The sequence below is a fragment of the Belliella pelovolcani genome, assembly GCF_900156785.1.
Lineage (GTDB): Bacteria > Bacteroidota > Bacteroidia > Cytophagales > Cyclobacteriaceae > Belliella > Belliella pelovolcani.
The window spans coordinates 126,352-152,873 of sequence record NZ_FTOP01000004.1 but is presented as its reverse complement, the minus strand read 5'-3'; the positions used below and the strand labels follow the sequence as shown (position 1 = coordinate 152,873).

Genomic DNA, 26,522 nt, shown 5'->3' with positions numbered 1-26,522 from the left:
AATAAAGCTCTATTTTAGGTATTGAAAATAATCCAAATCATACCTATGAGAAAATTGCACTTACTACTGCTACTCCTGTTTATGTGGGGAGTAAGCTCAGCACAAGAAAAGTCTATTTTAGATCAATTAGACGAGGTTGCGGTCATTGATCAAAAAGTAATGATGCCAATGCGAGATGGTGTCAGGTTGGCAACAGATATCTACAGACCCAAAGGAGACGAGCCCGTTCCTATCATTTTTTCGCGTACCCCATACAATTTCAATTCCTATCGAGATGGTGAATTAGTGACTAGAACCATGCAAACAGCCTTGGAAGCGGTCAAAAGAGGCTATGCATATGTAGTTCAAAATGAAAGAGGTCGTTTTTTCTCTGAGGGTGAGTGGGATATTTTAGGTACCCCACTGACTGATGGCTATGATGCTATGGAATGGATGTCCTCACAGCCTTGGAGTAATGGAAAGATAGGTACTATCGGTTGTTCTTCTACTGCTGAATGGCAAATGGCTGTTGCAGCACTGGATCACCCAGCTCACGCGGTCTTAATTCCTCAGGGATATGGCGCAGGCGTTGGAAGAATTGGTGATTATTACGAGCAAGGCAATTGGTACCGAGGTGGTGCTGGACAGATGCTTTTCACGACTTGGTTGTACAGTACGCAGCATGATCCTATGGCTCCAAGACTACCCGAAGGAATTCAACAGGAGGATTTGCAACGCTTGCAGAGATTTTATGACATGGCACCACGATATCCTAGAGTTGATTGGAAAGAAGGATTGAGTCATTTGCCGATTCAAGATATCATCAAGAATGTCAACGGACCTAGAGGTATCTATGAAGAAATGATCACCCGTAAGCCAAATGATCCAAAATGGTATGAAGGTGGTTTATTCCACGATGATATGCCTTTCGAAAAACCTGGATTCTGGTTTGTATCATGGTATGATGTAGCTAGTAGCCCAAACTTAGCGATGTATAATCATATCCGAAATAATGCAAAAGATCCTAAAATCAGAGATAACCAATACCTGGTCATCGCTCCTACCCTACATTGTGCATTTACCAGAGCTTCTGAAAATACCGTAGTGGGCGAAAGATCAGTTGGCGATGCTAGATTGAACTATAATGAACTGACCTATGCTTGGTTTGATTTCTGGCTCAAGGAAGAAGCCAATCAAATCAAAGAGGAAATGCCGAAAGTAAGATACTTCACCATGGGATCAAATAAATGGCAATCTTCTGATACTTGGCCTCCAAAAGAGGCTCAAATGGTCACATATTATCTAGACAGCAAAGGCAAGGCAAATACCAGGCTTGGTAACGGTGTCTTGACGACCAAAAAACCGGGCAGAGATAACCCAGACACTTTCCAATATGATCCAATGTACCCAGTGACATCATATGGAGGAAATGTATGCTGTACAGGCAATGCTGTTCAAGGTGGATCTTTTGATCAGCAAGAAATGGAGTTGAGAGAAGATATCTTGGTTTATACCACTGAACCGTTGGCTGAAGGCGTGGAAATCAGTGGTTTTATTGAGGCTAAGTTATTTTTATCCACTGATGTGAAGGATACGGATCTTACAATCAAGTTAATCGATGTATATCCAGATGGCAAAGCCTATAACCTAGATGAAACGATCCAAAGGGTGAGGTATAGAGAAGGCTACGAAAAGGAGGTTTTTATGGAAAAAGGCAAAGTCTATGAAGTCAATATGACCCCAATGTCTACATCCAATTACTTTGAAAAAGGGCATAGAATTAGAATTGAAGTATCTTCCTCTAATTTCCCGAGGTTTGATCGTAACATGAATACAGGTGGCAATACCTATGATGAGACAGAAGGCATAGTAGCTACAAATAACATTCATCACTCTAGCAGATATCCAAGCAGTATCAGCTTACCAATTGTGAAGCGATAGTTGGATAAAGGACTACAAACAAAAAAGGTCATTCGCTTATTGAATGGCCCTTTTTGTTAGTTCTTACATGGATTAATCATAACTTTATTCCTCGTAAGCTTTAAAAAAATTCTTCTCGTGGATTTCTGAGTTTTTTACGATTTCGCGATACCACTTAGATCTCAAGATTTCTTTTTCACTTTCTGAAATGTAAAAATCAGGGATATTTATTGCTGCTGCTTTTCGTTGTAAATCAAAAAGAAAAATAGAAGCAGAAACAGATATGTTAAAGCTTTCAGTAAAACCGTTCATCGGTATGTGAACAAGCCCATCAGCATTAGCAATGACTTCTTCACTTACTCCTTCATGTTCGTTGCCGAAGACCAATGCTGTTTTGTGATCTGCTGGTAACTCATGGATAGAGATGCTTTCTGGTCTTGGACTGGTGGCGTAGATTTTATATCCAGCCTGTCTTAATTGGCCAAAACATGATGCTATTGCTGAGCCCTCTGGTGTAAAGTATTTGTGAATATCTACCCATTGGGCAGCACCACGCGTGACATAAGGATTAATTTTGTATTGATTCTTTTTCTCAATGATATGGACATCTTGTATACCAAAGCAATCAGCCGTCCTGAGAACGGCTGATGCATTATGGGGCTTGTAGATATCTTCAAGGACCACTGTAAAATACCTAGTTCTTTTGGCCATCACCTGCTCCATCATTGCCAATTTATGGGCTGTGATATAACCTGATAGGTATTTCAAAAACTCCTTCTCTTTTTGATCCATTCTTTTTTCAATTCTTTAGAAAAGGCCAAGTTGCTCTTCGTCATCATTATTCACCTTTAGATCAATGGTCGATCCTACTTCAATTGAATCATCATCAGGAGCATTATCATCATTTTTTTTGTTTGAAACCGACTTGACTGGCTCGATCAACTCTAAATCTATCACTTGATGAGAAGAAAGCTTATTTCCAACGGCTTTCCAACCTTTCACATCAATCAACATATCTAAATCGTACTCCACAGCCTCTTTATCCTTGCCTTTCTGCAAAGTTGCTTTGACTTGTGGCTGCTTGTGCGTAGAGACGATCTTGAGATAAGACTGTCTATGGTCTGAAATGAAGTTGAATTTCTTGTTGATCGTGGAAGTCTCTATCATGAATCTCTTGACAAAGAATGTCTTACTTCCTCCATCAAAATAGATAGCAGATATAACTTTCTGTGCATCAAACTTCTCAATCAACAGTACATTTTGAGCTTCATATCTATTGGTTAACTCAAAGGTGGTCAATTCATATTCACCATTTTTGTAGCAAACTAGAATTTTATCATCACCTAAGAAGTTACCAACCAAATTTCCTCTTTGGTCTGTATTCAATCTACCAATTGCAGGGTCATAATAAATATCAAGACCTCCAAGTGTAGAAACCCCCTCCATTTTTAATTGAACTTTTCTGATAGGGTATTTGGTCAGGATATTACCACCTGCTCCCCTACCTTTGATCTCTATTGTGCTAAAGTCAAAATCAAAAACTTTCACTCTAGCTTTTGCTCCTTGAGTTAAATAGACTGTGACAATTTCTGCTTCCCCATTTGGGTTAGCTGTCATATAGAGGACTTTTGATCCTTTTGTACCTTTGGTCAATTCATATTCCCTATCTCGCGTCACTGCTAAGACTTGGAATCGCTTCACCATGGCCCTTCCTGAGCCTCCATCAAGGTAAATCAGGTTGTAAACCATTCGCTCGTCTCCTTTGCGGAATATCCCTACATAAAGAATGTCTTTACCAACGAAGCCTTTTTCTTGAATTCTTGTAACTACACACTTGCCATCTCTCCGGATGACAATCACATCATCTAAGTCAGAACAGTCACAAACAAATTCGTCTTTTTTCAATCCATAGCCCACAAATCCATCAGCCCTGTTGACATAAAGCTTAGCGTTGTTTGCAGCAACTACCGTAGCTTCAATTTGGTCAAAAGTTCTGATTTCTGTTTTACGCTCTCTACCCTTTCCGTATTTGGTCAATAAGTTTTCGTAATATTTGATGGCATATTCCGTCAGGTGTTTGAGATTGTAATTGACCTCTTTGAGCTCTTCCTGAAGCTTACGCATCAGTTCATCTGCTTTGAAGGCATCAAACTTGGAAATTCTCTTGATCTTGATCTCTGTCAGCCTTACAATATCTTCGGTTGTAATTTCTCTGTAGAATTCTGGTTTGAAAGGATCTAACCCCCTATCAATTGTCTCAATTACAGCATCCCATGTTTCACATTCCTCAATGTCTCGGTAGATTCGGTTTTCGATGAATATTTTCTCAAGAGAGGAGAAAAGTAACTTCTCCATCAACTCGGCCTTACGGATTTCGAGCTCTTTTTTGAGAAGCGCTTTGGTCTGCTTGGTATTGTATTCTAAGATGTCGTTTACAGATAGGAATACCGGCTTATCTGCTATGATGACACATGCATTTGGCGAAATACTGACTTCACAATCCGTAAATGCATACAGCGCATCAATGGTCATATCTGGTGATTGACCAGGCGCTAGCTGAATAGCTATTTCAACATCTGCTGCTGTATTGTCTACTACCTTTTTGATTTTGATCTTGCCTTTATCATTGGCTTTGATAATTGAATCAATCAGGGAGTTGGTAGTTGTTCCGAATGGTATATCTTTGATTAACAGCGTTTTGTTGTCTCCCTCTTCAATCCTTGCTCTAACTTTAATTTTCCCTCCTCTAAGACCTTCATTATATTCTGAAAAGTCCGCCATACCCCCAGTTGGGAAGTCAGGCAGGATGTTGGTTCGCTCTCCTTGAAGGATAGCAATAGACCCGTGAATTAATTCAATGAAGTTGTGAGGAAGAATTTTTGTTGACAAACCTACCGCAATCCCTTCAACACCTTGCGCAAGCAATAGTGGAAATTTAACAGGAAGTGTGACGGGTTCTTTTTTCCTGCCGTCGTATGAAAGTTGCCATTCGGTAGTCTGCGGATTGAATACTACTTCAAGCGCAAACTTAGAAAGTCTAGCCTCTATGTATCTAGATGCAGCAGCACCATCACCAGTACGTATATCTCCCCAGTTACCTTGAGTTTCGATAAGCAGGTCTTTTTGACCCAGATTCACTATTGCATCACCAATAGACTGGTCACCGTGTGGGTGATACTGCATTGATTGACCAATGATATTGGCGACTTTATTGAACCTTCCATCGTCCATTTCTTTCATGGCGTGCAAGATTCTACGCTGTACTGGCTTCAATCCATCTTCTATGGCGGGGACTGCCCTTTCGAGAATTACATAGGAGGCGTAATCTAAGAACCACTCTTTGTACATTCCCGTGACAGGGATGGATTCATGAAGTGATTCCTCGTTTTCTTCTGGTGTATCGTTGATATGATCGCTCATGCTTATTTTTCCTTATTCAAAATACGATTAGGCTGCTTCATTTTCATCTTCTTCCTCAGCTTTCTTGGCAGGGTCATCGTGGACGATGTCCTTTTCGATCTTCAAGTTGTCGATGATAAAATTTTGTCTATCTGGCGTATTTTTTCCCATATAGAAACCTAATAGATCAGCAATTTTGGTTTCCTTATTCAAAATAATGGGCTCAAGACGGATGTCTTCACCTATGAATGTCCCAAATTCACCAGGTGAGATTTCACCCAGCCCTTTGAAACGTGTGATTTCAGCGGTTTTTCCTAATTTATGAATAGCCCTTTGGCGCTCTTCATCAGTATAGCAGTAGATTGTTTCTTTTTTGTTTCTTACTCTGAACAAAGGAGTATCCAGAATATAGAGGTGTCCATTCTTTACCAAATCAGGAAAGAATTGTAAGAAGTAAGTCATGACCAGCAAACGAATATGCATTCCATCTACATCCGCATCAGTAGCAATCACAATCTTTCTGTACCTGAGATTTTCAACTCCATCCTCAATATTCAAGGCGTGCTGAAGAAGGTTGAATTCTTCATTCTCGTAAACCACCTTTTTGGTCATGCCAAAACAGTTTAGGGGCTTTCCTCTAAGAGAAAACACCGCTTGTGTCTGTACATCACGTGACTTGGTAATAGAACCTGAAGCGGAATCTCCTTCTGTGATGAACAGCATGGTATTGTTTTTCTTCTCTTCGTCTCCTTTGGCATCATCATAATGCACACGACAATCCCTGAGTTTCTTATTGTGTAGGTTCGCCTTTTTGGCCCTTTCGTTTGCTAGTTTTTTGATGCCTGAGATTTCTTTTCGCTCTCTTTCTGATTGCAAGATTCGTTTCAATAATGCATCTGCAACAGCTGGATTTTTGTGCAGGTAATTATCCAACTCGACTTTCAAAAAGTCATTTACAAAAGTTCTCAAAGTTGGACCATCAGGTCCAGTTGTTTGAGATCCTAGCTTGGTCTTAGTCTGTGATTCGAATACTGGCTCTTGCACCCGTACGGCAATCGCCGCAACTACACTTTGTCTGATATCAGAAGCATCGTAGTCTTTTTTATAAAACTCTCTGACTGTTTTGACAATGGCTTCTCTAAATGCAGCCAGATGCGTACCTCCTTGAGTGGTAAACTGTCCATTGACAAAGGAATAATATTCTTCACCATATTGATTACTATGAGTAATGGCTACTTCGATGTCGTTTCCTTTCAAGTGGATGATAGGATAGCGTGCACTTTCTTCATCTACTTTTCTCTGAAGTAAATCATACAGGCCTTTTTCAGAATAGAATTTTTTACCATTGTAATTGATCGTCAGTCCAGCATTCAAAAAAGCATAATTCCAGATTTGATTCTCGAGATACTCTGGAATGAAGTGGTAATTTTTGAAAACTGATCCATCTGGTGAAAAGATGATTTTTGTACCATTCCTATCAGAACTTTTGGTCACAGCTTGATCATTGACCAAAACACCCTTTTCAAACTCCGCTACCTTGGTTTCACCATCTCTGTAAGATTGAACTTTAAAGTACTCAGATAGGGCATTGACTGCTTTGGTACCTACTCCATTGAGACCAACTGACTTTTGAAAAGCACCAGAATCGTATTTCCCCCCTGTATTGATTTTGGAAACACAATCGATGACCTTGCCCAAAGGAATACCTCGTCCATAATCTCTTACTTCTACCCTATGCTCGGATATCTTGATGTCGATGGTCCTACCATAGCCCATCATGTGCTCATCGATACTGTTGTCAAGAATTTCCTTTACCAATACATAGATACCATCATCTTGGGCACTACCATCTCCTAGCTTTCCGATATACATACCAGGACGCAACCTAATATGTTCTCTCCAATCTAAGGATTTGATACTGTCTTCTGTATATTGAACGTTTTCTGCCATTTGATTTTGATGACTTTATGATGGATTATTACTAAATTTTATTTGAAGCTTGTACTTCTTTGAATTTTTGAATGAGAATCCAAAACAAGGCTCCTATCCAAATCACAAATAAAACTGGAATAAGATAAAAGAAGAAACTGAATTCTCCTGCACTTATCTCGTTTTGGTTGTTGATACTGTGAACAAAAAAGGTCATGATTATCAAAGAAACATTGATAATCCCAACAAAACTATACATCCAAGCAATCATATAATCACTTAGTAATTTTCCTTTTGGAAAAATTCGTTTTAGACTTGAAATACTTTGATTCTCAATCATTTTTGCTGGCACCACCAATAGCACATTGAGTACAATGAAAGCGACAATACCGGTATAGAAAAAAGTCTCTTTCCCAATACTTTTGTCAAAGCCACCTGAATCATCTAATTGGTAAGCCACAATATCTGTCAGTGCTGCATAGATATAAAGAAATACAAAAACGAAAATCAAAACGGTGAGAAAGTGAAATACTTTTCCGAATCTATAATACATCATGTGAATTTATTTAAGGCGCTAATATAAAGATTTATGCTTAGCAAAATCGAAACAGATTTTTCGTTTATTCAGTTTTTATAAGTAGTTTTCTACTCAAATAAACCCCAAAATACTGAGCATAAGATGAATCTGAGTCCTGTAGTCATAGCCATTCCAATGTATTTTCTTTTGATGGCTGTAGAGTTGATCGTATTGAGATTTCAAAAGAATCCAAGTTACCGCATGAATGATGCAATTACCAATATCAATTTGGGTGTTGTTTCTCAAGTGACAGGTGTATTTCTTAAAGTCCTTTCCATCGGCGTGTATACTTTCTTTTTTGAAAAATTTGCGATTCTGGATATCCCTAGCAATCTCTGGACTTTCCTATTGTTATTTTTTCTCTATGATTTTTGTTATTACTGGGCTCACAGAATGTCACACGAGATCAATCTTTTCTGGGGGGGACATGTAGTACATCATTCTTCAGAAGAATATAATTTATCTGTAGCTTTGAGACAAAGTTCGACCCAGACCATTTGGACTTTTATGTTTTACCTACCATTAGCAATCACTGGTTTTGATCCAGTGGCTTTGGTATTGGTGTCAGGTCTCAACTTGCTCTATCAGTTTTGGATTCATACAGAAGCGATTGATCGCATGGGTTTTTTGGAAAAATTCATGAATACTCCTTCCCATCACCGCGTTCATCATGGGCGTAATCCTAAATATATTGATAAAAATCACGGAGGAACTTTTATCATCTTCGATAAATGGTTTGGGACATTCAAAGAAGAAGAAGAGAGACCAACCTATGGCATTACTACACCTGTCAATAGCTGGAATCCTGTATGGGTAAACTTGTCTCATTATGCCAATATGAAAAATGAATTGAGGCAAATCCCTAAATGGTCCGATAAACTCAGATACCTATTTAATAAACCTGGATGGCTACCTGAATACCTTGGCGGCTATCGTACTGTAAAGGAGGTACCAAGGGAGTATAAAAAGTTTGATACAACAGTCCCTCAACCACTAAATTACTATGTGTTTTATCAATATGTAATGCTAATGGTGATTACAGCTTTTTTTCTATTTAATTTAGGGGACTTCGATTGGGTGCTCAAGGTAGGTTTATCGGCAATGATTATTTGGAGTACGGTGAGTTTCTCTGCTATCTTCGAACAAAGTCGCTGGTATCATGTCCAGGAAATCATCCGAATTGCCTTGTTGAGTGTAACGATTTGGTGGATCGCAAGAGAACTGTTAGCAGAAAATATAATTCTAATCTCCCTTTCTATGTACCTTTTGAGCTCGTACTTTTGGCTTTGGAAAAATGGAACTGCTGTCAAGCAATTTCAACAAATAGTCAAAAATCAATCTCAACATGCATAGATCTTCCGTTTACTTGATATATAGCCTTTTCTTGATGATACTATTCTCCGCTTGCTCTGGTAAGCTGGATGTGGAAACCTTAAATCTTCAAAACTGGAAAAATGACCGCTATGGTTGTAATGGCTTGAGGATCCAAGAGCTTGAAGAGATTCAGCGTATCAAGAATGATTTCTTGGGTGTAAACAATCAAAATTTAATCAAAACATTTGGTAGACCTGACCGAGTGATGTTGGTAGATAAAAGTCAGAGCTACTTTTTTTACTTTCTTGAGCCAAGTGAAAACTGTGACAATTATGATTCCGAAATAGCACCACTCAAAGTCATGTTTCGACTCAACGCGATCAATAAAGTGAGTGAAGTTACCATTAGTAGATTGGATCCTTGATGGTTTTATTTCGTATTAAATTGAGAAATTAAAAAAGATCAAATAAATGAAAATCCCCATGAAATGCTCTTTCCATGGGGATTAATATTTTTTTAAATCTGTTATATGCTTCTTTGCTTTTAACTTCAATTAATTGGTATTTTCGGTTGCTAATGGTTAATATCCACAAGTATCCAATATCAATTAATATTGGGATTTAATGTCTCTAGCAAAGTTCCATAAATTTATTTTTTTAAAATAGGGTTATTAATCTTCTATAAAACAAAGCGCAGCAGCTCCTAATGTACCAGCATTATTTTCCAAACTGGCTTTGATAAGTTTTAAGTCCTCTACATAGTACTTTGTCAAAAACTGTCTCACAGTCTTATCCAATGCAGGCATCATAAATTCCAATCCTGCTGATATTCCCCCTCCGAAGTACACTTCTGTAACATCCAATATTCTTATAGCTGATACAATAGCCTCTCCAAGAACTCTAGCCACTTCCTCGAAGACCATAATGGAAACTTGATTGCCATTTTTTGCAGTATCTACCAATAAGTGTGTACCCAATTCTTGACCGATCAACTCCTTCCCCGCTAAATCTGGGTATGCTCGAATCATCCTATCCATAATCCTTAGAATACCATCTCTACCAATGATGCGCTCTAGTGCTTCATTTCCTCTCGAAAGCATATGGCCCATTTCCATGGCATTACCTCTAGAGCCTTTGAATACCTTGCCGTCCATGATCATCGCACTACCGATACCTGTTCCCATAGTAATAAATAGGAAATTAGGAGAAGGATTACCTTTCCCGTATCGAAACTCACCCAAAGCAGCTGCTGCGGCATCATTTTCTAAATAAAACTTCTTCTCAGGGTAAGCATCCAAAAGCCCTTGCTTCAAATTGAAACCATTTAGCGCTGGAATGGCTGGGATTTCTAGTGTTGTGGTTCTATCCTTCGAAATCAAGCCAGGTAGCCCTATTCCGACTTTATTCACTTGTGGATATTTTCGGAGATACTTGCCAACACCTTCAATAAAACATGCATTAAAACCTCTAGGGTCATCTCTGTATGGCGTGGTATCTTCTTTGTCGAAGGAGACTATCTCTCCCCTTCTATTTACCAAACCAATCTTGAGATGAGTGCCTCCTACATCCACTCCCAAAAAATGTTCTTCATTGTTATTCATAGTTTTTCTTCAATAGGTTTAAGGCACTAAAATAGTAAAGTCTATCCCTTACTTCCTAGAATCTTTTCCAAAGTCTTGAAAAATTTCATGAACTGCCGGACAAACCAAAGTATTGTTTAATGTCAAATTAAGAATGCCATGCATGTTTTTCCGATTTGTATGTGGATACTCTCTGCAAGCTTTTGGACGGACTTCATAGACGAAGCAAGTATTGTCATCATTCAAAAATGGACAAGGAGAACTATGCAGCACGTAATCACCTTCTTCATCTCTAAAAAGATATTGATCAATAAATTCTGATGATTTCATTTTGAAAACTTTAGCAAGCCTATCAATATCAGTTTGTAAAAATATAGGGCTAGTGGTTTTGCAGCAATTGGCACAACTGAGACAATCAAGCTTTGAGAATTTTTCCTCATGTGCCTCTTCGAACATTTGATCAAGTACCTTGGGCTTAATCTTCTTGAGCCTTTCTTTGGTCTTTTTATGATGTGCAAATTCAGCCTTACTTTTTATTTTGAAACTTTCTAAATCCATATTAATACTTCGCTTATGAATAGTTTTGAATTCAAATATTCAACAGGTTTTTATTTGGAATTTTATCTGTATTGCACTATATTAAAACTCACTAAACCCAAAAAACTATGAAAATGCATCCAAACGAGTTATTCTTCTACTACAATCCAAGCCATTCTGTTGACAAGCAAGTGAGGGCTTTTGCACATTCTATTTCTAATCATGTGAATGAAATCAATATTGATAAAGAGAGAATTACAACCACTGGATGGAGGTCCATTTTGGATTTACTTAAGCTAAGACCAAAAGACTTGTTGAATAGAGCACATCCTGATTATCAAAATCACATTGCAGGCAAGAATTGGGATGATGAAAGTTGGTTACAAATATTGGTAAAGTATCCGCATCTTATCAAAGCTCCAATTGCCATTAAGAGAAACAAAGCGGTGCTTTGTACCACGCCAAATGCAATTCTGCAATTGAACTAGACGAGTTCAATACCTTTATTAGTAATCCTGATTGTTTTGGCTTTGTAAAGTTGACCAATTGATTGTTTAAAGTGCTTTTTACTCATTCCCAACAACTCTTTGATGGACTCAGGGGATGATTTATCATGAAGGGGCAAAAATTTCTTCGCTTTTAAAACGGTAAGGATTTTTTCAGCCCCTTCTTCATATTTTTGCCTACCCAAAGAGCCTAGAATCAGGTCTAATTTGCCGTCATCTCTTTTCTTTTTGATACTAGCCTTTACTTTATCTCCAACCTGAATGGTTTCGAATACTTCATTTTTATATAACAGTGCTTCGAAGCTATTTTCAATTAATGCTTTATATCCTAAATCTGTTTCTTCAAAAATCAAAGCCTCAACTTCTTGGCCTTCTTCGAATCCACGAGTATCTTCAATCAAAAAGTCTTGGTACTTGGATACACCAATCAATCTATCTGTTTTGAAATCGACACAAACACGGACAAGATACTTCTCTCCCACCTGCATTTCTTTGTGCATCTCAGACTTTGGTACAAAAAGGTCCTTGGGCAATCCCCAATCCATGAAAGCTCCAAATCTTGTGATTTCCTTTGCTTCCATTACAGCAAATTCATCTAATAAAGCGACTGGAGGGGTAGTGACCGCAACGGGTCTATCTTCACTATCTGTATATACAAAAACTTCAATCTCCTGACCTTCCTTTATTTCTTCAGGGAGGTAACTTTTGGGTAGAAGTACCTCTCCACCTTCTTGCAAAGCCAAATACGCTCCATTAGCAGTAAACCTATTGATCAGCAGACTATTGATTTTTCCCAATTCTTTCATGGTTCAAAGGTAATTAAATTACTTGAAGTAGAAATTGGAAAAAGTGCCTAATCAGATTAGATTTGGAAGTTGAAAATGATTATTTCCTCTCGAGAGGAGACAATTTTTGATTTACATTGTTAAGCTAATCAAATCATATAAACCCAAAGAATTTATGAAAAATATAGCAGTAATCGGTTCTGGAACCATGGGGAACGGAATTGCACATGTTTTTGCGCAATTTGGTTACCAAGTTGCCCTAATCGATATCAATCAAGGTGCCTTGGATAAAGCTTTGGCTACCATTGGCAAAAACCTAGATCGACAAGTAAGCAAAGGATTACTTACTGAAGAAGATAAAGCGAAAGCTCTTGGTAACATTAGCACCTTCACAGCAGTATCAGATGGAGTCAAAGCAGCTGATTTGGTAGTAGAAGCAGCTACAGAAAATGTTGACATCAAATTGAACATTTTCAAAGAGTTGGATCAAATCTGTCCAGCTCATACCATATTGGCATCTAATACCAGCTCTATTTCTATCACTAAAATCGGTTCAGTGACTGGTAGACCTGATAAGGTGATAGGGATGCACTTTATGAATCCAGTGCCTGTGATGAAATTGATAGAAGTGATCCGAGGCTATGCCACATCAGACGAGGTTACCAATCAGATCATGGAGCTCTCCAGCAACCTTCAAAAAGTACCTGTAGAAGTCAATGATTATCCTGGTTTTGTAGCCAATAGAATTTTGATGCCGATGATCAACGAGGCTATTTATACACTTTTCGAAGGGGTAGCAGGAGTTGAGGAAATCGATACGGTAATGAAGCTTGGTATGGCACATCCAATGGGCCCCCTGCAATTAGCGGACTTCATTGGATTAGATGTATGTCTTTCTATTTTGAGAGTACTTCACGATGGATTTGGTAATCCTAAATATGCCCCTTGTCCTTTACTCGTCAATATGGTTCAGGCTGGATACAAAGGAGCTAAAACAGGAGAAGGCTTCTATAAATATACTCCAGGAAGCAAGGATATCACTGTATCTACTCAGTTTAAAAAATAATTTAATCTTAAGAATTTACATCAGGAGGAAAGTGATTAAGCTCTTTCCTCCTTTTATTGAATCAATAATGCACATAGCAGTATCAGGAAATATTGGAAGTGGTAAGACCACTTTGACAGAAAAATTAGCCAAACATTACGGTTGGAAGGCGGAATTTGAGGCAGTGGAAAACAATCCCTACTTGGCTGATTTTTATGAGGATATGAAAAGATGGTCTTTTCATCTTCAAGTTTATTTCCTGAATAGTCGATTCAATCAAATCAATAAAATCAGGCAAAACGCTGAATCAGTGATTCAAGACAGGACAATTTACGAAGATGCTTACATTTTTGCGGCAAATTTGCATAAATCAAACCTTATCAGCCAAAGAGATTATGACAACTATTTGAATCTGTTCCATTCCATGATTGAATTTGTGCAGGCCCCTGATTTGTTGATTTATCTCAAGGCAGATATTCCCAAACTCGTCGGTCAAATCGAGAAGCGTGGACGTGATTATGAAAATGCCATAAGAATTGATTACCTCAAAAATCTTAACTCCCATTATGAAGATTGGATCTCTGGTTATGACAAAGGGAAGTTATTGATTGTTGATGTCAATGATATGGACTTTGTGGCCTACCCTGAGCATTTTTCTGAGATCGTAGAAAAAGTAGATAGAGAAATACATGGACTTTTCTCTTGATGTATGTTTGAGGGTTATTGATTGTCATGTGACAATCAATAACCCTCATTGTTCTAATTTTCTGAAGAACCAATTTTTGATGGCTTGAAAAGTTTCTTCCTTAGGGTTGAGTAGCAAGTCGTCAATTTTTTTCAAACTCCCTCCTGTCATGATATTTTCATACATGGGAATTCTTATTAGTTTGTAGCCATGTAGTCTACTGATCAAATCATACTGTGCATCATTGTATGCATTGAGTCTCCATCCAGCTGAACCACTTCCAGACAAATCTCCTGGTTCCTCAGATGAGCCAAAAAGTTGCGTGGCAAAAGGTGGCCCAATCCAGATTCTTTCTTGAAGTCCAGCCTTTAGACATTCTTTCTCAAAAGTTCTACAAAGCCTCTTATACCCATCTACCCAAGGAAAGGTAAATGAATTATAAAGGTCTGTCTTTAAGGAGTTTAATCTATATCTATTAAAGTGAACTTGATCATCATAAATGAATACGTATCGATTGATTTTGAAATCAAACTTAAGATGCTCAAGTAATGGAAGCTTTTTTGCATTACCATCCAATACTGATAAAACTTCCTGTAATAGCTGTTCTCCTTTACCATTTATATATGCAGGATTGACATCCAATAGGAACTCAGGTTCTAAAAAATGTTCAGAATCTTTGAGTATGCTGTAAAGGTTTTGGACTTTGAGTTGGTGCACTGTATTTGAATTTATCCTTCGCTAAGCACATCCCAGGTATGGTCAGCGAGAAGTTTGATTTCAGCCACAAAGCTAGCAAAACCTTTCTTTCTCCCCCATTCATCAGGTGCGATCATACTTAAAAAATCCGTACCATCCTCTTTCTGATAGAGATAGTAAATATGATTGATCAAAGGCTCGAAGCTGATTCTTGCATTATAAATTCTCTCGGAGACCTCTACCCTTTTCTGAATTTTCTTGGCTTGGTCTGCCAGAAGCTGCATCTGTTGATAGATCTGAGTCATTTGCATATCCGTCTGAGAATGCATGGCTGCTACAGCCCTTCCAGTGATTTTGCCTTTATCTTCGGGTTTGATGATGGCTCCTCCAGAAGTATGCGCATATGGTAATAAACCTGGATTTTCAGTCGTCAACTCTTTCATCCTTTCCAGGTCAATTTGATCTATATCGATCTTATTTTTCTTTGTCATCTATTTTAAGGCTATCGCTCGGAGCTATTCTTTCTTTGAGGTTTCCCTTCGATCCTGGAAATGTCGTGCGGGTAGAGATATCGTATCCTATCCAAAACATGGCAAGTAAAAATATTACTGCCAAAACAAGAAAGATGAGCTTGTTCTTATTCATTTGTTAAAATTAACAGGTTTATCAATGCAAGGTTTAAATGAATTGTAAAAATAAGTGATCAATCATAGATTAAAAACTACTCAATCGTACTTTCCTGCTATTATAAAATGCACTTACAACACCTACGCAAGCACCTGCCAGGTGAGACTCCCAAGAAATACGACCATTAGAAGGAAGGACGCCATATATAATACTTCCATAAATGATAAAAATCGAAATAGCAATGAGAACAGACTGGAAAGTAGCCCGAAATATTCCCATAGAAATCAAAAAAAACAATAACCCGTAAACAAGACCACTAGAACCTATATGGAAATAAGGTCTTCCTGCCATCCAAACAACTAAATTGGTAACTAGATAAACATTCAGCAAAACATGATCCGCCACGCGATCATAGAAATAGTAAAGCAGGAAGCTAAGAATAAAGAAAGGAACTAGATTAGAAATTAAATGTAAAAATCCACCATGAATCAGCGGAGCAAATAGTACCCCGAAAATATGAGGAATACTTAATGGCAAAATCCCCAGGAAGTTGAGTCTAAAATTGAAGCTTATTTCTATCAAAAAGACCAAAAACATCAAGAAACCTAATCTTGAAGGAACTATGAGGCTTTTATTGATCCTCTGACTATTTATAAACTTGTAGGAGGCCATTAGATTTAATTTTGGAAAAATTATTATAAATTTCGACTTGCTCTTATTGAATTATTAGCATATTTAACACAGATTTAATTTTCAATGTTTTAACTGCCCTAAACTGTATGTACCAAATCGTAAACCCACAAACCATTTTTCAGTATTTTGGAGATGATGACAAGGAGATGATCAAAGAGATGATCGAAATTATCTTAGAGACTAACCTACATGATTTGAAGGAATTAGATCAATTTTATGCTCAAGACGACTATGCTACGGTCAAAAAGAGATGTCACAAAGCCAAACCAAGTATGAGCTATGTAGGCGCTTTAGAAACAAGAAAATTATTGGAAGCCATTGAAGCCGATCTGGAAAACTCTAGGAGTAAATATGATTTATTGAAATCCCAGATTATCACCATTGAGCAGGAATTAAAAGACTTTTTAGAGAAACTCTAAACTCTTGTAATCTATAAACCATCCATACATTTTTGGAAGATTATTCCTCTTGATTGCTTATTATTGAAAAAAAAGCAATTATCTATCATGAGGAAAACAACTTTATTAATTTTAGGAATCTTCATAGGTTGCCTGAATGGATTTGCTCAGACTCAGTTGAGTGTCGAAAAAATCATGCAAGATCCCAAGTGGATTGGGAATTTCCCATCGAGCATTAGATGGGACGATCAGGGGAAAACCATATTTTTTAATTACAACCCAGAGGGTAATCCAGCAGATTCGCTTTACAAGATCAATATCAATGCGCCCGATAAAATTGAAAAGGTCAGTTTGGCAGAACAAAGAAATTTTATTTTCCGATTTGCCAATAGTAATCTAGCACAGACCAAGAAAGTTTTTGTAGAAAATGGCTCGATCATGATTTATGATGTGGCATCTAATTCTAAGAAAAAAGTACTTGAAATTGGAGACAGAGTAGGCACACCAAGTTTCCTTGCTAATCAAGATCGCATCAGTTTTGAAATGTCTGGTAATTTGTATGTTTTGGACCTCAAAACAAATGCATTAGAGCGAAAGACTAACATCAGAACTGGAAGTAAACCTCAATCTCGTGATGGTGGAAAATTAAATGATAGAGATGATTGGTTGAAAAAAGATAACCTTGAACTGCTACAAGTAGTCAGAGAACGAGACGAAAAAAGAGAAGCTTCAAGAGCATATAGAGAAGCTACTGCTACAGAAGATGAGTTTGTACATTATCTTGGCAGTGGTCAGATGACTGGTTTACAATTGAGTCCAGATGAGAAATTTGCAACTTTTTCATTGATTACTAGATCCGAAAATAAGCGAACAGCTGTTCCAGACTATACCCATATTTCAGGATATACCACTGATATCAATACACGTTCGAAAGTCGGGGATGAACCTACCAAAGTTCAATTGGGAATCTATGATATTGAGAACAAAAAAGTTATAACAGTAAGTACTTCCAGCTTACCAGGGATCAAAGATCTACCAGATTATGTGAAAGATTACCCAGAAAAGGAATGGGAAGCTTCTGAAAGAATAGTTACTGTGGGATCTCCTGTCTTCTCTAATGATGGAAAAAGAGCTATAGTGAATATCCGATCCTCGGATAACAAAGATCGTTGGATTGCTCTTTTGGACCTTGCGACCGGAGATCTGAAGAATTTAGACAGGCAACGTGATGAAGCATGGGTCGCCGGCCCTGGAATTGGATCATCCTTTGGAGGAGGAACTTTGGGATGGTTGCCAGACAATAAACATATTTACTTTCAGTCAGAAGAGACTGGTTACTCACATCTCTATCTATTAGATGTTACTACTGGAACCAAAAAAGCTTTAACCAGTGGTCAATATGAAGTATTTAGTCCTTTTATATCTAAGGATATGAAATCATGGTATCTGACTACTTCAGAGGTGCATCCAGGAGAAAGACATTTCTATAAGATGCCATTGATGGGAGGTAAAATGGAAAAATTGACCAGCATGACAGGAAATAATGACGTTTCTCTTTCTCCTGATGAAAAAAACATAGCCATCCTTTATTCCTATAGCAATAAGCCATGGGAATTATACCTCAAGCCAAATAATGCAAAAGCTGAACCAAAGCAATTGACCTCTGGATTGACCGAGGAGTTTAAGGCTTATGATTGGCGAGATCCACAATTGGTGAATTTTACAGCTCAGGATGGTGCCTCTGTTCCTGCAAGACTTTACAAGCCAGATCCTGCTAAAAGTAATGGTGCTGCTGTAATTTTTGTTCATGGAGCAGGTTATCTTCAGAATGTTCACAAATGGTGGTCTAGTTATTTTAGAGAATTCATGTTCCATAATCTTTTGACAGACTTGGGTTATACCGTCTTGGATATAGATTACAGAGGATCTGCCGGTTATGGTAGAGATTGGAGAACAGGTATTTATAGACATATGGGAGGAAAGGATCTTTCTGATCAGGTAGATGGAGCTAATTATTTGATTTCGGAGCATGGTGTTCAACCAGGTAAAATTGGTATTTATGGAGGTAGTTATGGTGGATTCATCACTTTAATGGCTTTGTTTAATGCTTCTGATACTTTCACCTCAGGTGCCGCACTTCGTTCTGTAACAGATTGGGCGCATTATAATCATGGTTATACATCCAATATTCTCAATGAACCATTCAATGATCCTATTGCCTACAGAAGGTCTTCTCCTATTTACTTTGCTGAAGGTCTGAAAGGTAACTTGCTAATTGCTCACGGAATGATTGATACCAACGTTCACTTCCAAGATGTGGTGAGATTGGCACAACGACTGATTGAATTAGGCAAAGACAATTGGGAAATGGCAGTTTATCCAGTCGAAGATCACGGTTTTGTAGAGCCTAGTAGCTGGACAGATGAATACAAGAGAATATTAAAGTTATTCAATGATACGTTGGTAAGGTAATATGAAAACAACTCCATTGATCCGGTATTTTCTAGTTAGCTGCATATTATTTGTTTCTTGCAAAGCAGAGCAAAAAGAATCCTCAAAAAGAGGATTGATTGCCGAACATGCTATGGTCGTATCTGCTAGAAAGGAAGCTTCAGAAATTGGGCTCTCTATCATGCAGCAAGGTGGTAATGCTTTTGATGCCATGATGGCAACTGAATTGGCTTTGGCAATCGCATTCCCTTTTGCAGGTAATTTAGGAGGGGGCGGATTCATGGTTTATAGAACTGCTGATGGGGCCATAGGGTCTATTGATTACAGAGAAAAGGCTCCATTGGCAGCAACACGTGATATGTATTTGGACGAGCATGGAGAAGTGATTCCCCGTTTAAGTACAACAGGAGCACTAGCAGTTGGTGTTCCAGGTACTATAGCAGGAATTTTTGAAGTGCATCGCAAATTTGGATCACTTCCTGTTGCAGATATTCTTGCTCCTGTGATCACATTGGCAGAAAAAGGCGTAGTCGTCACCTCCAAACAAGCTAGAAGTTTGAAGGGTAATAGAAGTATCATCGAGGAAGTAAATGGGTCAGCATCCATGTTTGCCCAGGCGTATCAGGAAGGAGACACAATTAAATACCTAGCGCTTGCCAATACCCTGAAAAGAATTGCAGCCAATGGCAGAGACGAATTTTATAAAGGGGAGACAGCACAAAAGATCGTGGACTATATCCAAGGTCATGGAGGAATCATTACTCTAGAAGATCTAGCTAACTATGAAGCTCAATGGAGGGAACCCATTGAATTCGATTACCGAGGTCATCAAATCATCTCCATGGCACCTCCGAGCAGTGGTGGGATCACCATTGCTCAAATCATGGGGATGATAGAAGATCATGATTTGAAAAGCTTAGGGCACAACTCTCCTGAATACATACAAGTATTGGTAGAAGCTGAAAGAAGGGCTTATGCCGATAGGAATTATTACTTAGGTGATCCTGATTTTGTGACAGTTCCTATAGCTCAATTGATGGATAAAGCCTACTTACGAAAGAGGATGGAAAGCTTCAATTGGGATAAGGCAACTTTGTCTTCAGAAGTTTCACAAGGACAAATACAATTCCAAGAAAGCGATGAGACCACCCACTACTCTATCATGGATCAATATGGAAATGCATTGGCAATTACGACTACTTTGAATGGTGCTTTTGGATCCAAACTTTATAGTGAAGAGCTAGGTTTCTTTTTCAACAATGAAATGGATGACTTCTCTGCTAAAGCGGGAGTACCAAATATGTTTGGTTTGATCGGTGCTGAAGCCAATCAAATTGAGCCTGGTAAGCGTATGCTGAGTTCGATGACGCCTACCTTAGTGGTAAAAGATGGAGATATATTGATGATAGTAGGTACGCCTGGAGGCTCTACCATCATTACTTCAGTGGTACAGACCATTCTCAATGTGGTTGAATTTGATATGACCATGCAGGAAGCCGTCAATGCTCCACGTTTTCATCATCAATGGCTTCCTGACGAAATCCGCTTTGAAAAAGATGTATTCACTTCTGAGACACTTGAAAAACTAAAAGCAAAAGGGTATCTCATCAATGAATCCCCCTCACCTATCATTGGCAAAGTAGATGCTATTTTAAAATTGAAAGATGGGAAATTAGAAGGTGGTGCAGACCCTAGAGGTGATGATACTGCGGTAGGGTTTTAATGCTGCTGCAAATCCCTAAAATTCAAAAGAGCCTCGATAGTTCCGACCTATCGAGGCTCTTTCTTTTTGACTTGCGTTTATACTTGGTGGCTTGATATCCTCCATTTCAAATACATAATGACTTTTAGTTTGAACCTATTGATTCAATAAACTTGACTATATCTTCTAGCAGTAGGTAGCTGATAGATTCTTCAATCTTTGCATATTCATCCACAGCACCTGTTTGCGCAGTTTGAAAAAGGTGATTCTGATTTTCATAAACCTTGACCTCGAGGAGTTCTGGTTTATCGCTAAACAATGCTATCAATTCATTACCATTTTGAGCAGCATCAACTTGCAAGTCTTTTGAACCAAATGCTGCAAATACTGGAATATCAATTCGATGAATATAATCAGCCGGCTTCATTTTCAAAAAGTTAATCATCCATGTATCGAGCTGGGATTCATATGCTTGTTGCAATTGTTTGAGTTGGGCGTCCATCATAGATTCAGGGATTCCCATGCTTTTGAGTTGTGATTCAAAAAGCTCTTTTAATTTAGGTTTGATTTCGTCTATATTATTGCTTTCGACAACAACTTGATAGACTTCTCTATTCCTTTCTACAGCTGCTTTGACTATCATTTCATTGGCGCCTGAAACTCTTGTGATAGCTTCTGTTTGCTTATCCATCAACTCCGTGATTGGTATTACTGGTGGGGCCATGGTAATTAAGAAATCTAGCCCTTCATATTCTGCACCAAGCATCCAAGAAATTAAGCCACCTTCACTGTGACCGATGACTCCGAGTCTTTTTGAGTCTACATAATCCTGAGATTTTAGAAAATCTAAAGCAGCTGATACGTCTGTCATCAAATCAATTGTGGTGGCGTCAGTATAGACTCCTTTGGACTCCCCTACTCCTCTTTCATCATACCTAAGTACTGCAATACCCCTATTTGTCAGATAATCAGCCATCACCCAAAATGGCCTATGCCCCATGATTTCATGGTCTCTATTGTGGGGCCCTGAGCCACTGATCAAAACTACAGTTGGAAAAGGACCATTCCCGGCAGGTTTAGTTAGCGTACCTTTCAAGAGAATTCCAGCTTCGGAATTTTCGAAGCTCAGTTCTTGGATTTCATATTCAAAAGGTTCTTGGGGATTTTGAGGTCTGTTCGGCTGAGCACTTTTTAGTTCGCCATCTTTTGCTTTTGTAAAATCCAATGGAATAGACATGCCTGACTGGGAAAAATTGCCTTTGATTTGTTCTCCTAAAAGTAACCCCTCATAAGATGCATTTCCCATACTCATTTCAAAGCTAAGCATAGTGCCATCAAAAAGTACTTTTCGCATCGCAATGCCCATAGCACCTTGGTTTGGGCTATCCATTTTTCCTGACCATTCACCCTCTTTTTCAGAAAAATGAACAATCAATGGAATCTTCTGTCCCATTACGGCTAATTCGCCTTGCCATGAACCCTCAATGGACTGTGCATGAATATTTTGAATACATAAAGCAAAAAGCAAAATTGAAAAGAGTGCGTTTTTCATAGGTTTTAATTTTTCAACAAGATAAACTAGAAAATTGATATTCCAGACTGGATTCCTATTTTTGAGCGATGGATAAGGAAATATTGATGGATTTGGTGACCAAAAGAATGCCTTTTGGTAAGTACAAAGGGAAATTGCTCTGTGATATTCCCGAACATTACCTTGTATGGATGTATGGGCAAGGATTTCCTGAGGGCAAACTTGGTATGTGGCTGCACACGCTCTATGAAATCAGGCTCAATGGATTAGAGGATATTTTGCAACAACTTAAAAAGTTAAAACAATAAAAGCCTGACCGATCGGTCAGGCTTTTGATTTATAAAAGGATCATTTGAAAACTTTTTATCTTGTAATAATCGGATCTGGATTTCCATCAGGATCGCCGATTACAAATCCATCTGTTTTTGGAGCACCCCACATCAAAACACCGGCTGCGTGTGGTGCAGCCATGGATGTACCGCTGATTGACCTGTAGCCGCTACTTATCCAAGTAGAGTTTACACCCACGCCAGGAGCACAGTAATCTATAGGTGGATTTGCAAAATTGGAAAATGAAGCCCAAACATCAGAGCTATTCATTGCAGAAATAGTATATATGTTGTTTCCATTCACTCTAGCTGGAGAGAAGTTATTTGCATTAGCACCTGAATTTCCTGCCGCAATTACAAAAACGATTCCTTTACTAGCTGCCGCAAGTACAGCATTATCCAATGCTGTAGAAGCACCTCCACCTAGACTCATGTTAGCAACATCACCATTGTTAGCATTTGCTCCAACAAAATCAACACCAGCTATCACGCCTGAATTTGAGCCTGATCCTCTTGAGTCTAATACTTTAATAGAAACAACTGTTGCACCAGCAGCAACACCAACTACTCCAAAATCATTATCAATTGCCGCAATCGTTCCAGCTACGTGAGTTCCGTGACCATTTCCGTCATCAAAGCTTGCATCCTTACCTCTAGTAAACGCAGAGAATCCTATGCTTTGATCCACATTTAAATCTGGGTGATTTAATTGAATTCCGGTATCAATTACCCATGCTTTTTTGCTACCTGAGTAAGTCTGGCCACCTTTCACTCTAGTAATACCGTATGGTATAACTTGCGAAGGAGTAGATCCTCCACCTCCTCCGCCTCCGCCAGGACGACCTTGTGCGATAGAGACAATCTGATCAGGCTCAATGTACGCCACTGCTGGATCTTTTGACAACAAGTCAAATTCAGCATCTGATAATTCTACTGAGAATCCATCTAACACAGTTCCAAATGCTAAATCCAATTTTTCTTCAGCAATTCTATATTTTGATAAAATTGATGTAGCATTTTTTCTTGCTAATGCAGCATTTTCCTCGTACGAACCACTTTTTCTGAAATTAACACTGTTGGAATTTAAAACTACAATGTATTTACCAGGAATGATCTGACCACGCTGAAAATCCAATATTTCAAGTTGGTTATCCAAATTAGGATTCTCTAAATCAGTTTGACAAGAGAATGTCAGCATGCTCAAGCCTATTGCTGCTATACCAGCCGGTTTGCAAATGGATTTGTAGATTTTTGTAAACATAAATAATAATGATTAATGGTTAATAAACGTGTTGAACGACTTATTCAACATTCTAACATAAATATTTTATTTTTAAAGTTTTCACATTCAGTAAAATATTTTCAATAATTTTTATCGTTTATACCAATTTTATCCTGATTTAGGGGGTTTTGACCTTATACAATTTTTTATCATGCTATGTGTCAAGTGATACAAAGTTGCATTATTAATAGCTGGTTTAAATTTTTCTTTTTATTTTTGCAACTCTGTTACATTTATGAAAAAGTACCTTTTCCTTTTCTTCTTTTTATCTCTATTACTAACTGCTTCCTTGGCCTTAGGACAAGTCTGCAGTTACTCTTTGAGAGGAAAAATATTGCATGAGGAAAATAATGAAGCCATAGAGGCTGCATATATTTGGATTCAAGAGCTAGAAAGAGGGAGCATCAGTGATCTCAATGGAAATTTTAGAATTGATAATATATGTTCAGGTACGTTTACATTAAAAGTTAGCTACTTGGGACATGAGGATTATTTTGAAGTTGTAAACATCAATTCAAATACAAATCTTACAGTTAGGTTACATGCAGAAGATATTCAATTGGAAGGTGTAGAGATCCATGGACACCATGAAGCACTGATTACTACAAGTTCTGTGAATACTCTCAGAGGAGATGAATTGAAAGCTTCAAAAGGTGAAAATCTTGGAAATGCCTTAAAAAGAATCCCTGGTGTAAATACTTTTTCATCAGGATCCAATATAGCCAAGCCAGTTATTCATGGCCTTCATTCTAATAGAATAATCATCCTAAATAATGGAGTTAAACTAGAAGGACAACAATGGGGTACGGAGCATGCGCCCGAATTAGATCCATTTATTGCTAAAGAAATCGCAGTTGTCAAAGGTGCAGAAACAGTTAGGTTCGGACCTGAAGCCATGGGAGGTATTATTATTGTGAATCCCGCTCCCTTACCTACCAAAGGAGAGAAATCAGGAGAAGTAGATTTTATAGGTTCCTCTAATGGAAGAGGGTTCAATGGTTCAGCATCATTTACTGGAGGTTCAGAAAAGATCAAAGGCCTAGGGTACAGAGTTCAAGGTTCATCGAAAACAATCGGTAACATCCAATCCCCAAATTACTATCAAAATAATACTGGTGTAAGTGAATTGAATTTTTCTGGAGCAATTGGGTATAGTACACCAAAACTTGGTACAGAGCTTTATTTAAGTCATTTTCAAACCAATATTGGAATATTGAGGGATGCTCATACGGGAAATTTGAGTGATCTGGAGGCTATTATTAACAACGGTAGACCCTTCACTGAATCTGATTTTACTTATGAAATCCAGAACCCAAGACAGGCTGTTGATCATCAATTGATTAAACTTAAGGCTCACTATCACTTGGCAAATGGCTCAAAATTGAATCTTCAATACGGATTTCAACGGAATCATAGGCAAGAGTATGACCGCAGAAGAGGTGAAGCCAATGATCGACCTTCTTTAGATTTAGAACTCTTTTCTAACGCACTTGATATTAGTCTCAATCATAAAACTAGAAGGAATTGGAATGGATCTGTTGGTTTGAGTTTGTTACAGCAGGCTAATTCCAATATTCCAGGAACTGGTGTGGTTCCTTTGATTCCTAATTTTGATTTGATCAATGCAGGCATTTTTGTTATTGAGAAGTTTACAAATGGACCTTTGGAACTTGAAGCAGGACTGAGGTATGATTATAGATATGTAGAATCAGCGAGGTTTATCAACCGAGAACTTGAAGAGCGAGATTTTACGTTTCAGAACTTCTCCGCTTTTATAGGTGGGGTTTACGCTTTAGGAAGGTCTTGGGTATTTAACTCTAACCTGGGAACTGCTTGGAGACCTCCAAATATCAATGAACAATTTAGTCAAGGGCTTCACCATGGTGTGGCAGCCATAGAAATTGGAAATCCAGATTTTGTCAGCGAGCAATCTTTTAAATGGGTAAACACACTGGCTTATTCCAATAATCAAGTCAATTTTGAAATTACAGGATATGCCAATCAGATCAACAACTACATATATCTTAACCCTACTGATCAGCAACTAGTCTCACTCAGAGGATCATTTAATGTATTTGAATATCAGCAAACTGATGCCTTCTTATGGGGATTTGACGCCAGTGCAAGGTATAAGTCTTATTTGGGAATAGAACTTTTCACCAAGGCCTCTCTTGTAAGAGCTAGGGATGTTTCCAATGATTCTTATTTGCCATTTATTCCAGCGGATAGACTTGAGAGCGGTATTTCATACAATCTCATCAATTCTAAATCAGGATACAATTCAAAAATATTTTTGTCTAATCTTTTGGTTGCTAAACAAAACAGAGAACCTGACTTTGATTTTGCTCCAGCTCCTGATGCTTATAATCTTTGGAATATTGGTTTTCAAAACAACATCAAGGTTGGAGAAAACAATCTCAATATTGGGCTACATGTCAATAACTTATTTGACACTGAGTTCAAAGACTATATGAATCGATTTAGATATTTCGCCCATGAAATGGGTAGAAACGTGATATTGAAACTAAATTATGAATTTTAAACAATCCATTTAAACT

General features: G+C 38.1%; 24 protein-coding genes. 11 read left to right on the top strand and 13 right to left on the bottom strand.

Annotation, left to right across the window (positions count from 1 at the left end; all coding sequences use genetic code 11):
- Positions 1 to 45: 45 nt before the first annotated feature.
- Positions 46 to 1,920 (top strand): CocE/NonD family hydrolase, encoded by a 1,875-nt coding sequence (locus BW935_RS06590; protein ID WP_076499745.1) that lies wholly within the window; start codon positions 46 to 48, stop codon positions 1,918 to 1,920.
- Between the two features lie 84 nt (positions 1,921 to 2,004).
- On the opposite strand, the gene BW935_RS06585 is transcribed toward BW935_RS06590, so the two are convergent.
- From BW935_RS06585 to BW935_RS06570, 4 genes are read right to left on the bottom strand one after another with little or no spacing between them, the layout of a single operon-like run.
- Positions 2,005 to 2,691: a TrmH family RNA methyltransferase gene (locus BW935_RS06585; RefSeq protein WP_076499743.1), complete on the bottom strand. Its 687-nt coding sequence runs from the start codon at positions 2,689 to 2,691 to the stop codon at positions 2,005 to 2,007.
- 15 nt (positions 2,692 to 2,706) lie between these two features.
- Positions 2,707 to 5,319, bottom strand: coding sequence for a DNA gyrase/topoisomerase IV subunit A (locus tag BW935_RS06580; protein ID WP_076499733.1), 2,613 nt, complete (start codon positions 5,317 to 5,319; stop codon positions 2,707 to 2,709).
- Between the two features lie 27 nt (positions 5,320 to 5,346).
- Complete coding sequence (locus BW935_RS06575) at positions 5,347 to 7,248, bottom strand: DNA topoisomerase IV subunit B (RefSeq protein WP_076499731.1); 1,902 nt, start codon at positions 7,246 to 7,248, stop codon at positions 5,347 to 5,349.
- A gap of 31 nt (positions 7,249 to 7,279) precedes the next feature.
- Positions 7,280 to 7,783 (bottom strand): DNA topoisomerase IV, encoded by a 504-nt coding sequence (locus BW935_RS06570; protein WP_245802654.1) that lies wholly within the window; start codon positions 7,781 to 7,783, stop codon positions 7,280 to 7,282.
- A 123-nt stretch (positions 7,784 to 7,906) separates the two neighbouring features.
- On the opposite strand from BW935_RS06570, the gene BW935_RS06565 reads away from it, so the two are divergent.
- Complete coding sequence (locus tag BW935_RS06565) at positions 7,907 to 9,157, top strand: sterol desaturase family protein (protein WP_076499727.1); 1,251 nt, start codon at positions 7,907 to 7,909, stop codon at positions 9,155 to 9,157.
- Positions 9,150 to 9,542: a hypothetical protein gene (locus BW935_RS06560; protein WP_076499725.1), complete on the top strand. Its 393-nt coding sequence runs from the start codon at positions 9,150 to 9,152 to the stop codon at positions 9,540 to 9,542. Before BW935_RS06565 ends, BW935_RS06560 begins: the two co-directional genes overlap by 8 nt.
- Before the next feature lie 246 nt (positions 9,543 to 9,788).
- Here the strand turns inward: BW935_RS06560 and BW935_RS06555 are convergent, their stop codons facing one another.
- Positions 9,789 to 10,718 (bottom strand): ROK family protein, encoded by a 930-nt coding sequence (locus BW935_RS06555; RefSeq protein WP_076499723.1) that lies wholly within the window; start codon positions 10,716 to 10,718, stop codon positions 9,789 to 9,791.
- 48 nt (positions 10,719 to 10,766) lie between these two features.
- Positions 10,767 to 11,255 (bottom strand): YkgJ family cysteine cluster protein, encoded by a 489-nt coding sequence (locus BW935_RS06550; protein ID WP_076499721.1) that lies wholly within the window; start codon positions 11,253 to 11,255, stop codon positions 10,767 to 10,769.
- Between the two features lie 107 nt (positions 11,256 to 11,362).
- Between BW935_RS06550 and BW935_RS06545 the strand changes: the two genes are divergently transcribed.
- A complete protein-coding gene (locus BW935_RS06545; RefSeq protein WP_076499719.1) occupies positions 11,363 to 11,722 on the top strand; it encodes an arsenate reductase family protein in 360 nt (119 codons plus the stop codon).
- On the opposite strand, the gene BW935_RS06540 is transcribed toward BW935_RS06545, so the two are convergent.
- Positions 11,719 to 12,546, bottom strand: a complete 828-nt coding sequence (locus BW935_RS06540) for a CvfB family protein (RefSeq protein ID WP_076499717.1) — start codon at positions 12,544 to 12,546, stop codon at positions 11,719 to 11,721. The two genes, BW935_RS06545 and BW935_RS06540, sit on opposite strands and share 4 nt — an antisense overlap.
- A 154-nt stretch (positions 12,547 to 12,700) precedes the next feature.
- Here BW935_RS06540 and BW935_RS06535 point away from each other — a divergent pair, with 154 nt between their 5' ends.
- A complete protein-coding gene (locus tag BW935_RS06535) occupies positions 12,701 to 13,591 on the top strand; it encodes a 3-hydroxybutyryl-CoA dehydrogenase (RefSeq protein WP_076499715.1) in 891 nt (296 codons plus the stop codon).
- Positions 13,592 to 13,658: 67 nt separating this feature from the next.
- The gene (locus BW935_RS06530) at positions 13,659 to 14,276 is read left to right on the top strand and encodes a deoxynucleoside kinase (protein WP_076499713.1); all 618 of its coding nucleotides are present in this window, start codon (positions 13,659 to 13,661) and stop codon (positions 14,274 to 14,276) included.
- 45 nt (positions 14,277 to 14,321) lie between these two features.
- Here the strand turns inward: BW935_RS06530 and BW935_RS06525 are convergent, their stop codons facing one another.
- The 4 genes from BW935_RS06525 to BW935_RS06515 form a co-directional block, all read right to left on the bottom strand.
- Positions 14,322 to 14,972, bottom strand: a complete 651-nt coding sequence (locus BW935_RS06525) for a DUF7255 family protein (RefSeq protein ID WP_076499711.1) — start codon at positions 14,970 to 14,972, stop codon at positions 14,322 to 14,324.
- An 11-nt stretch (positions 14,973 to 14,983) separates the two neighbouring features.
- Positions 14,984 to 15,442 carry a DUF2452 domain-containing protein gene (locus tag BW935_RS06520; RefSeq protein ID WP_076499709.1) on the bottom strand — a complete coding sequence of 153 codons (459 nt, stop codon included), beginning with the start codon at positions 15,440 to 15,442 and terminating at the stop codon, positions 14,984 to 14,986.
- On the bottom strand, positions 15,426 to 15,596 hold the full coding sequence (locus BW935_RS18330) for a hypothetical protein (protein ID WP_175606645.1): 171 nt from the start codon (positions 15,594 to 15,596) through the stop codon (positions 15,426 to 15,428). Before BW935_RS18330 ends, BW935_RS06520 begins: the two co-directional genes overlap by 17 nt.
- A gap of 69 nt (positions 15,597 to 15,665) precedes the next feature.
- The gene (locus BW935_RS06515) at positions 15,666 to 16,250 is read right to left on the bottom strand and encodes a rhomboid family intramembrane serine protease (RefSeq protein ID WP_084565849.1); all 585 of its coding nucleotides are present in this window, start codon (positions 16,248 to 16,250) and stop codon (positions 15,666 to 15,668) included.
- A 107-nt stretch (positions 16,251 to 16,357) separates the two neighbouring features.
- On the opposite strand from BW935_RS06515, the gene BW935_RS06510 reads away from it, so the two are divergent.
- The 3 genes from BW935_RS06510 to ggt all read left to right on the top strand — a co-directional run bounded on the left by BW935_RS06510 (position 16,358) and on the right by ggt (position 20,843).
- On the top strand, positions 16,358 to 16,690 hold the full coding sequence (locus BW935_RS06510; RefSeq protein WP_076499707.1) for an Hpt domain-containing protein: 333 nt from the start codon (positions 16,358 to 16,360) through the stop codon (positions 16,688 to 16,690).
- An 87-nt stretch (positions 16,691 to 16,777) separates the two neighbouring features.
- Positions 16,778 to 19,141, top strand: coding sequence for a S9 family peptidase (locus BW935_RS06505; RefSeq protein ID WP_076499705.1), 2,364 nt, complete (start codon positions 16,778 to 16,780; stop codon positions 19,139 to 19,141).
- Between the two features lies 1 nt (position 19,142).
- Positions 19,143 to 20,843 (top strand): gamma-glutamyltransferase, encoded by a 1,701-nt coding sequence (ggt, locus tag BW935_RS06500; protein ID WP_076499703.1) that lies wholly within the window; start codon positions 19,143 to 19,145, stop codon positions 20,841 to 20,843.
- A gap of 124 nt (positions 20,844 to 20,967) precedes the next feature.
- Here the strand turns inward: ggt and BW935_RS06495 are convergent, their stop codons facing one another.
- Entirely contained in the window at positions 20,968 to 22,374 is a 1,407-nt protein-coding gene (locus tag BW935_RS06495) for an alpha/beta hydrolase family protein (RefSeq protein WP_076499701.1), read from the bottom strand.
- Between the two features lie 68 nt (positions 22,375 to 22,442).
- Here BW935_RS06495 and BW935_RS06490 point away from each other — a divergent pair, with 68 nt between their 5' ends.
- A complete protein-coding gene (locus tag BW935_RS06490) occupies positions 22,443 to 22,661 on the top strand; it encodes a DUF3820 family protein (protein WP_076499699.1) in 219 nt (72 codons plus the stop codon).
- Positions 22,662 to 22,716: 55 nt separating this feature from the next.
- Here the strand turns inward: BW935_RS06490 and BW935_RS06485 are convergent, their stop codons facing one another.
- Positions 22,717 to 23,943, bottom strand: a complete 1,227-nt coding sequence (locus BW935_RS06485; protein ID WP_076499697.1) for a S8 family peptidase — start codon at positions 23,941 to 23,943, stop codon at positions 22,717 to 22,719.
- 256 nt (positions 23,944 to 24,199) lie between these two features.
- On the opposite strand from BW935_RS06485, the gene BW935_RS06480 reads away from it, so the two are divergent.
- Complete coding sequence (locus BW935_RS06480; protein ID WP_076499695.1) at positions 24,200 to 26,506, top strand: TonB-dependent receptor; 2,307 nt, start codon at positions 24,200 to 24,202, stop codon at positions 26,504 to 26,506.
- Positions 26,507 to 26,522: the final 16 nt, after the last annotated feature.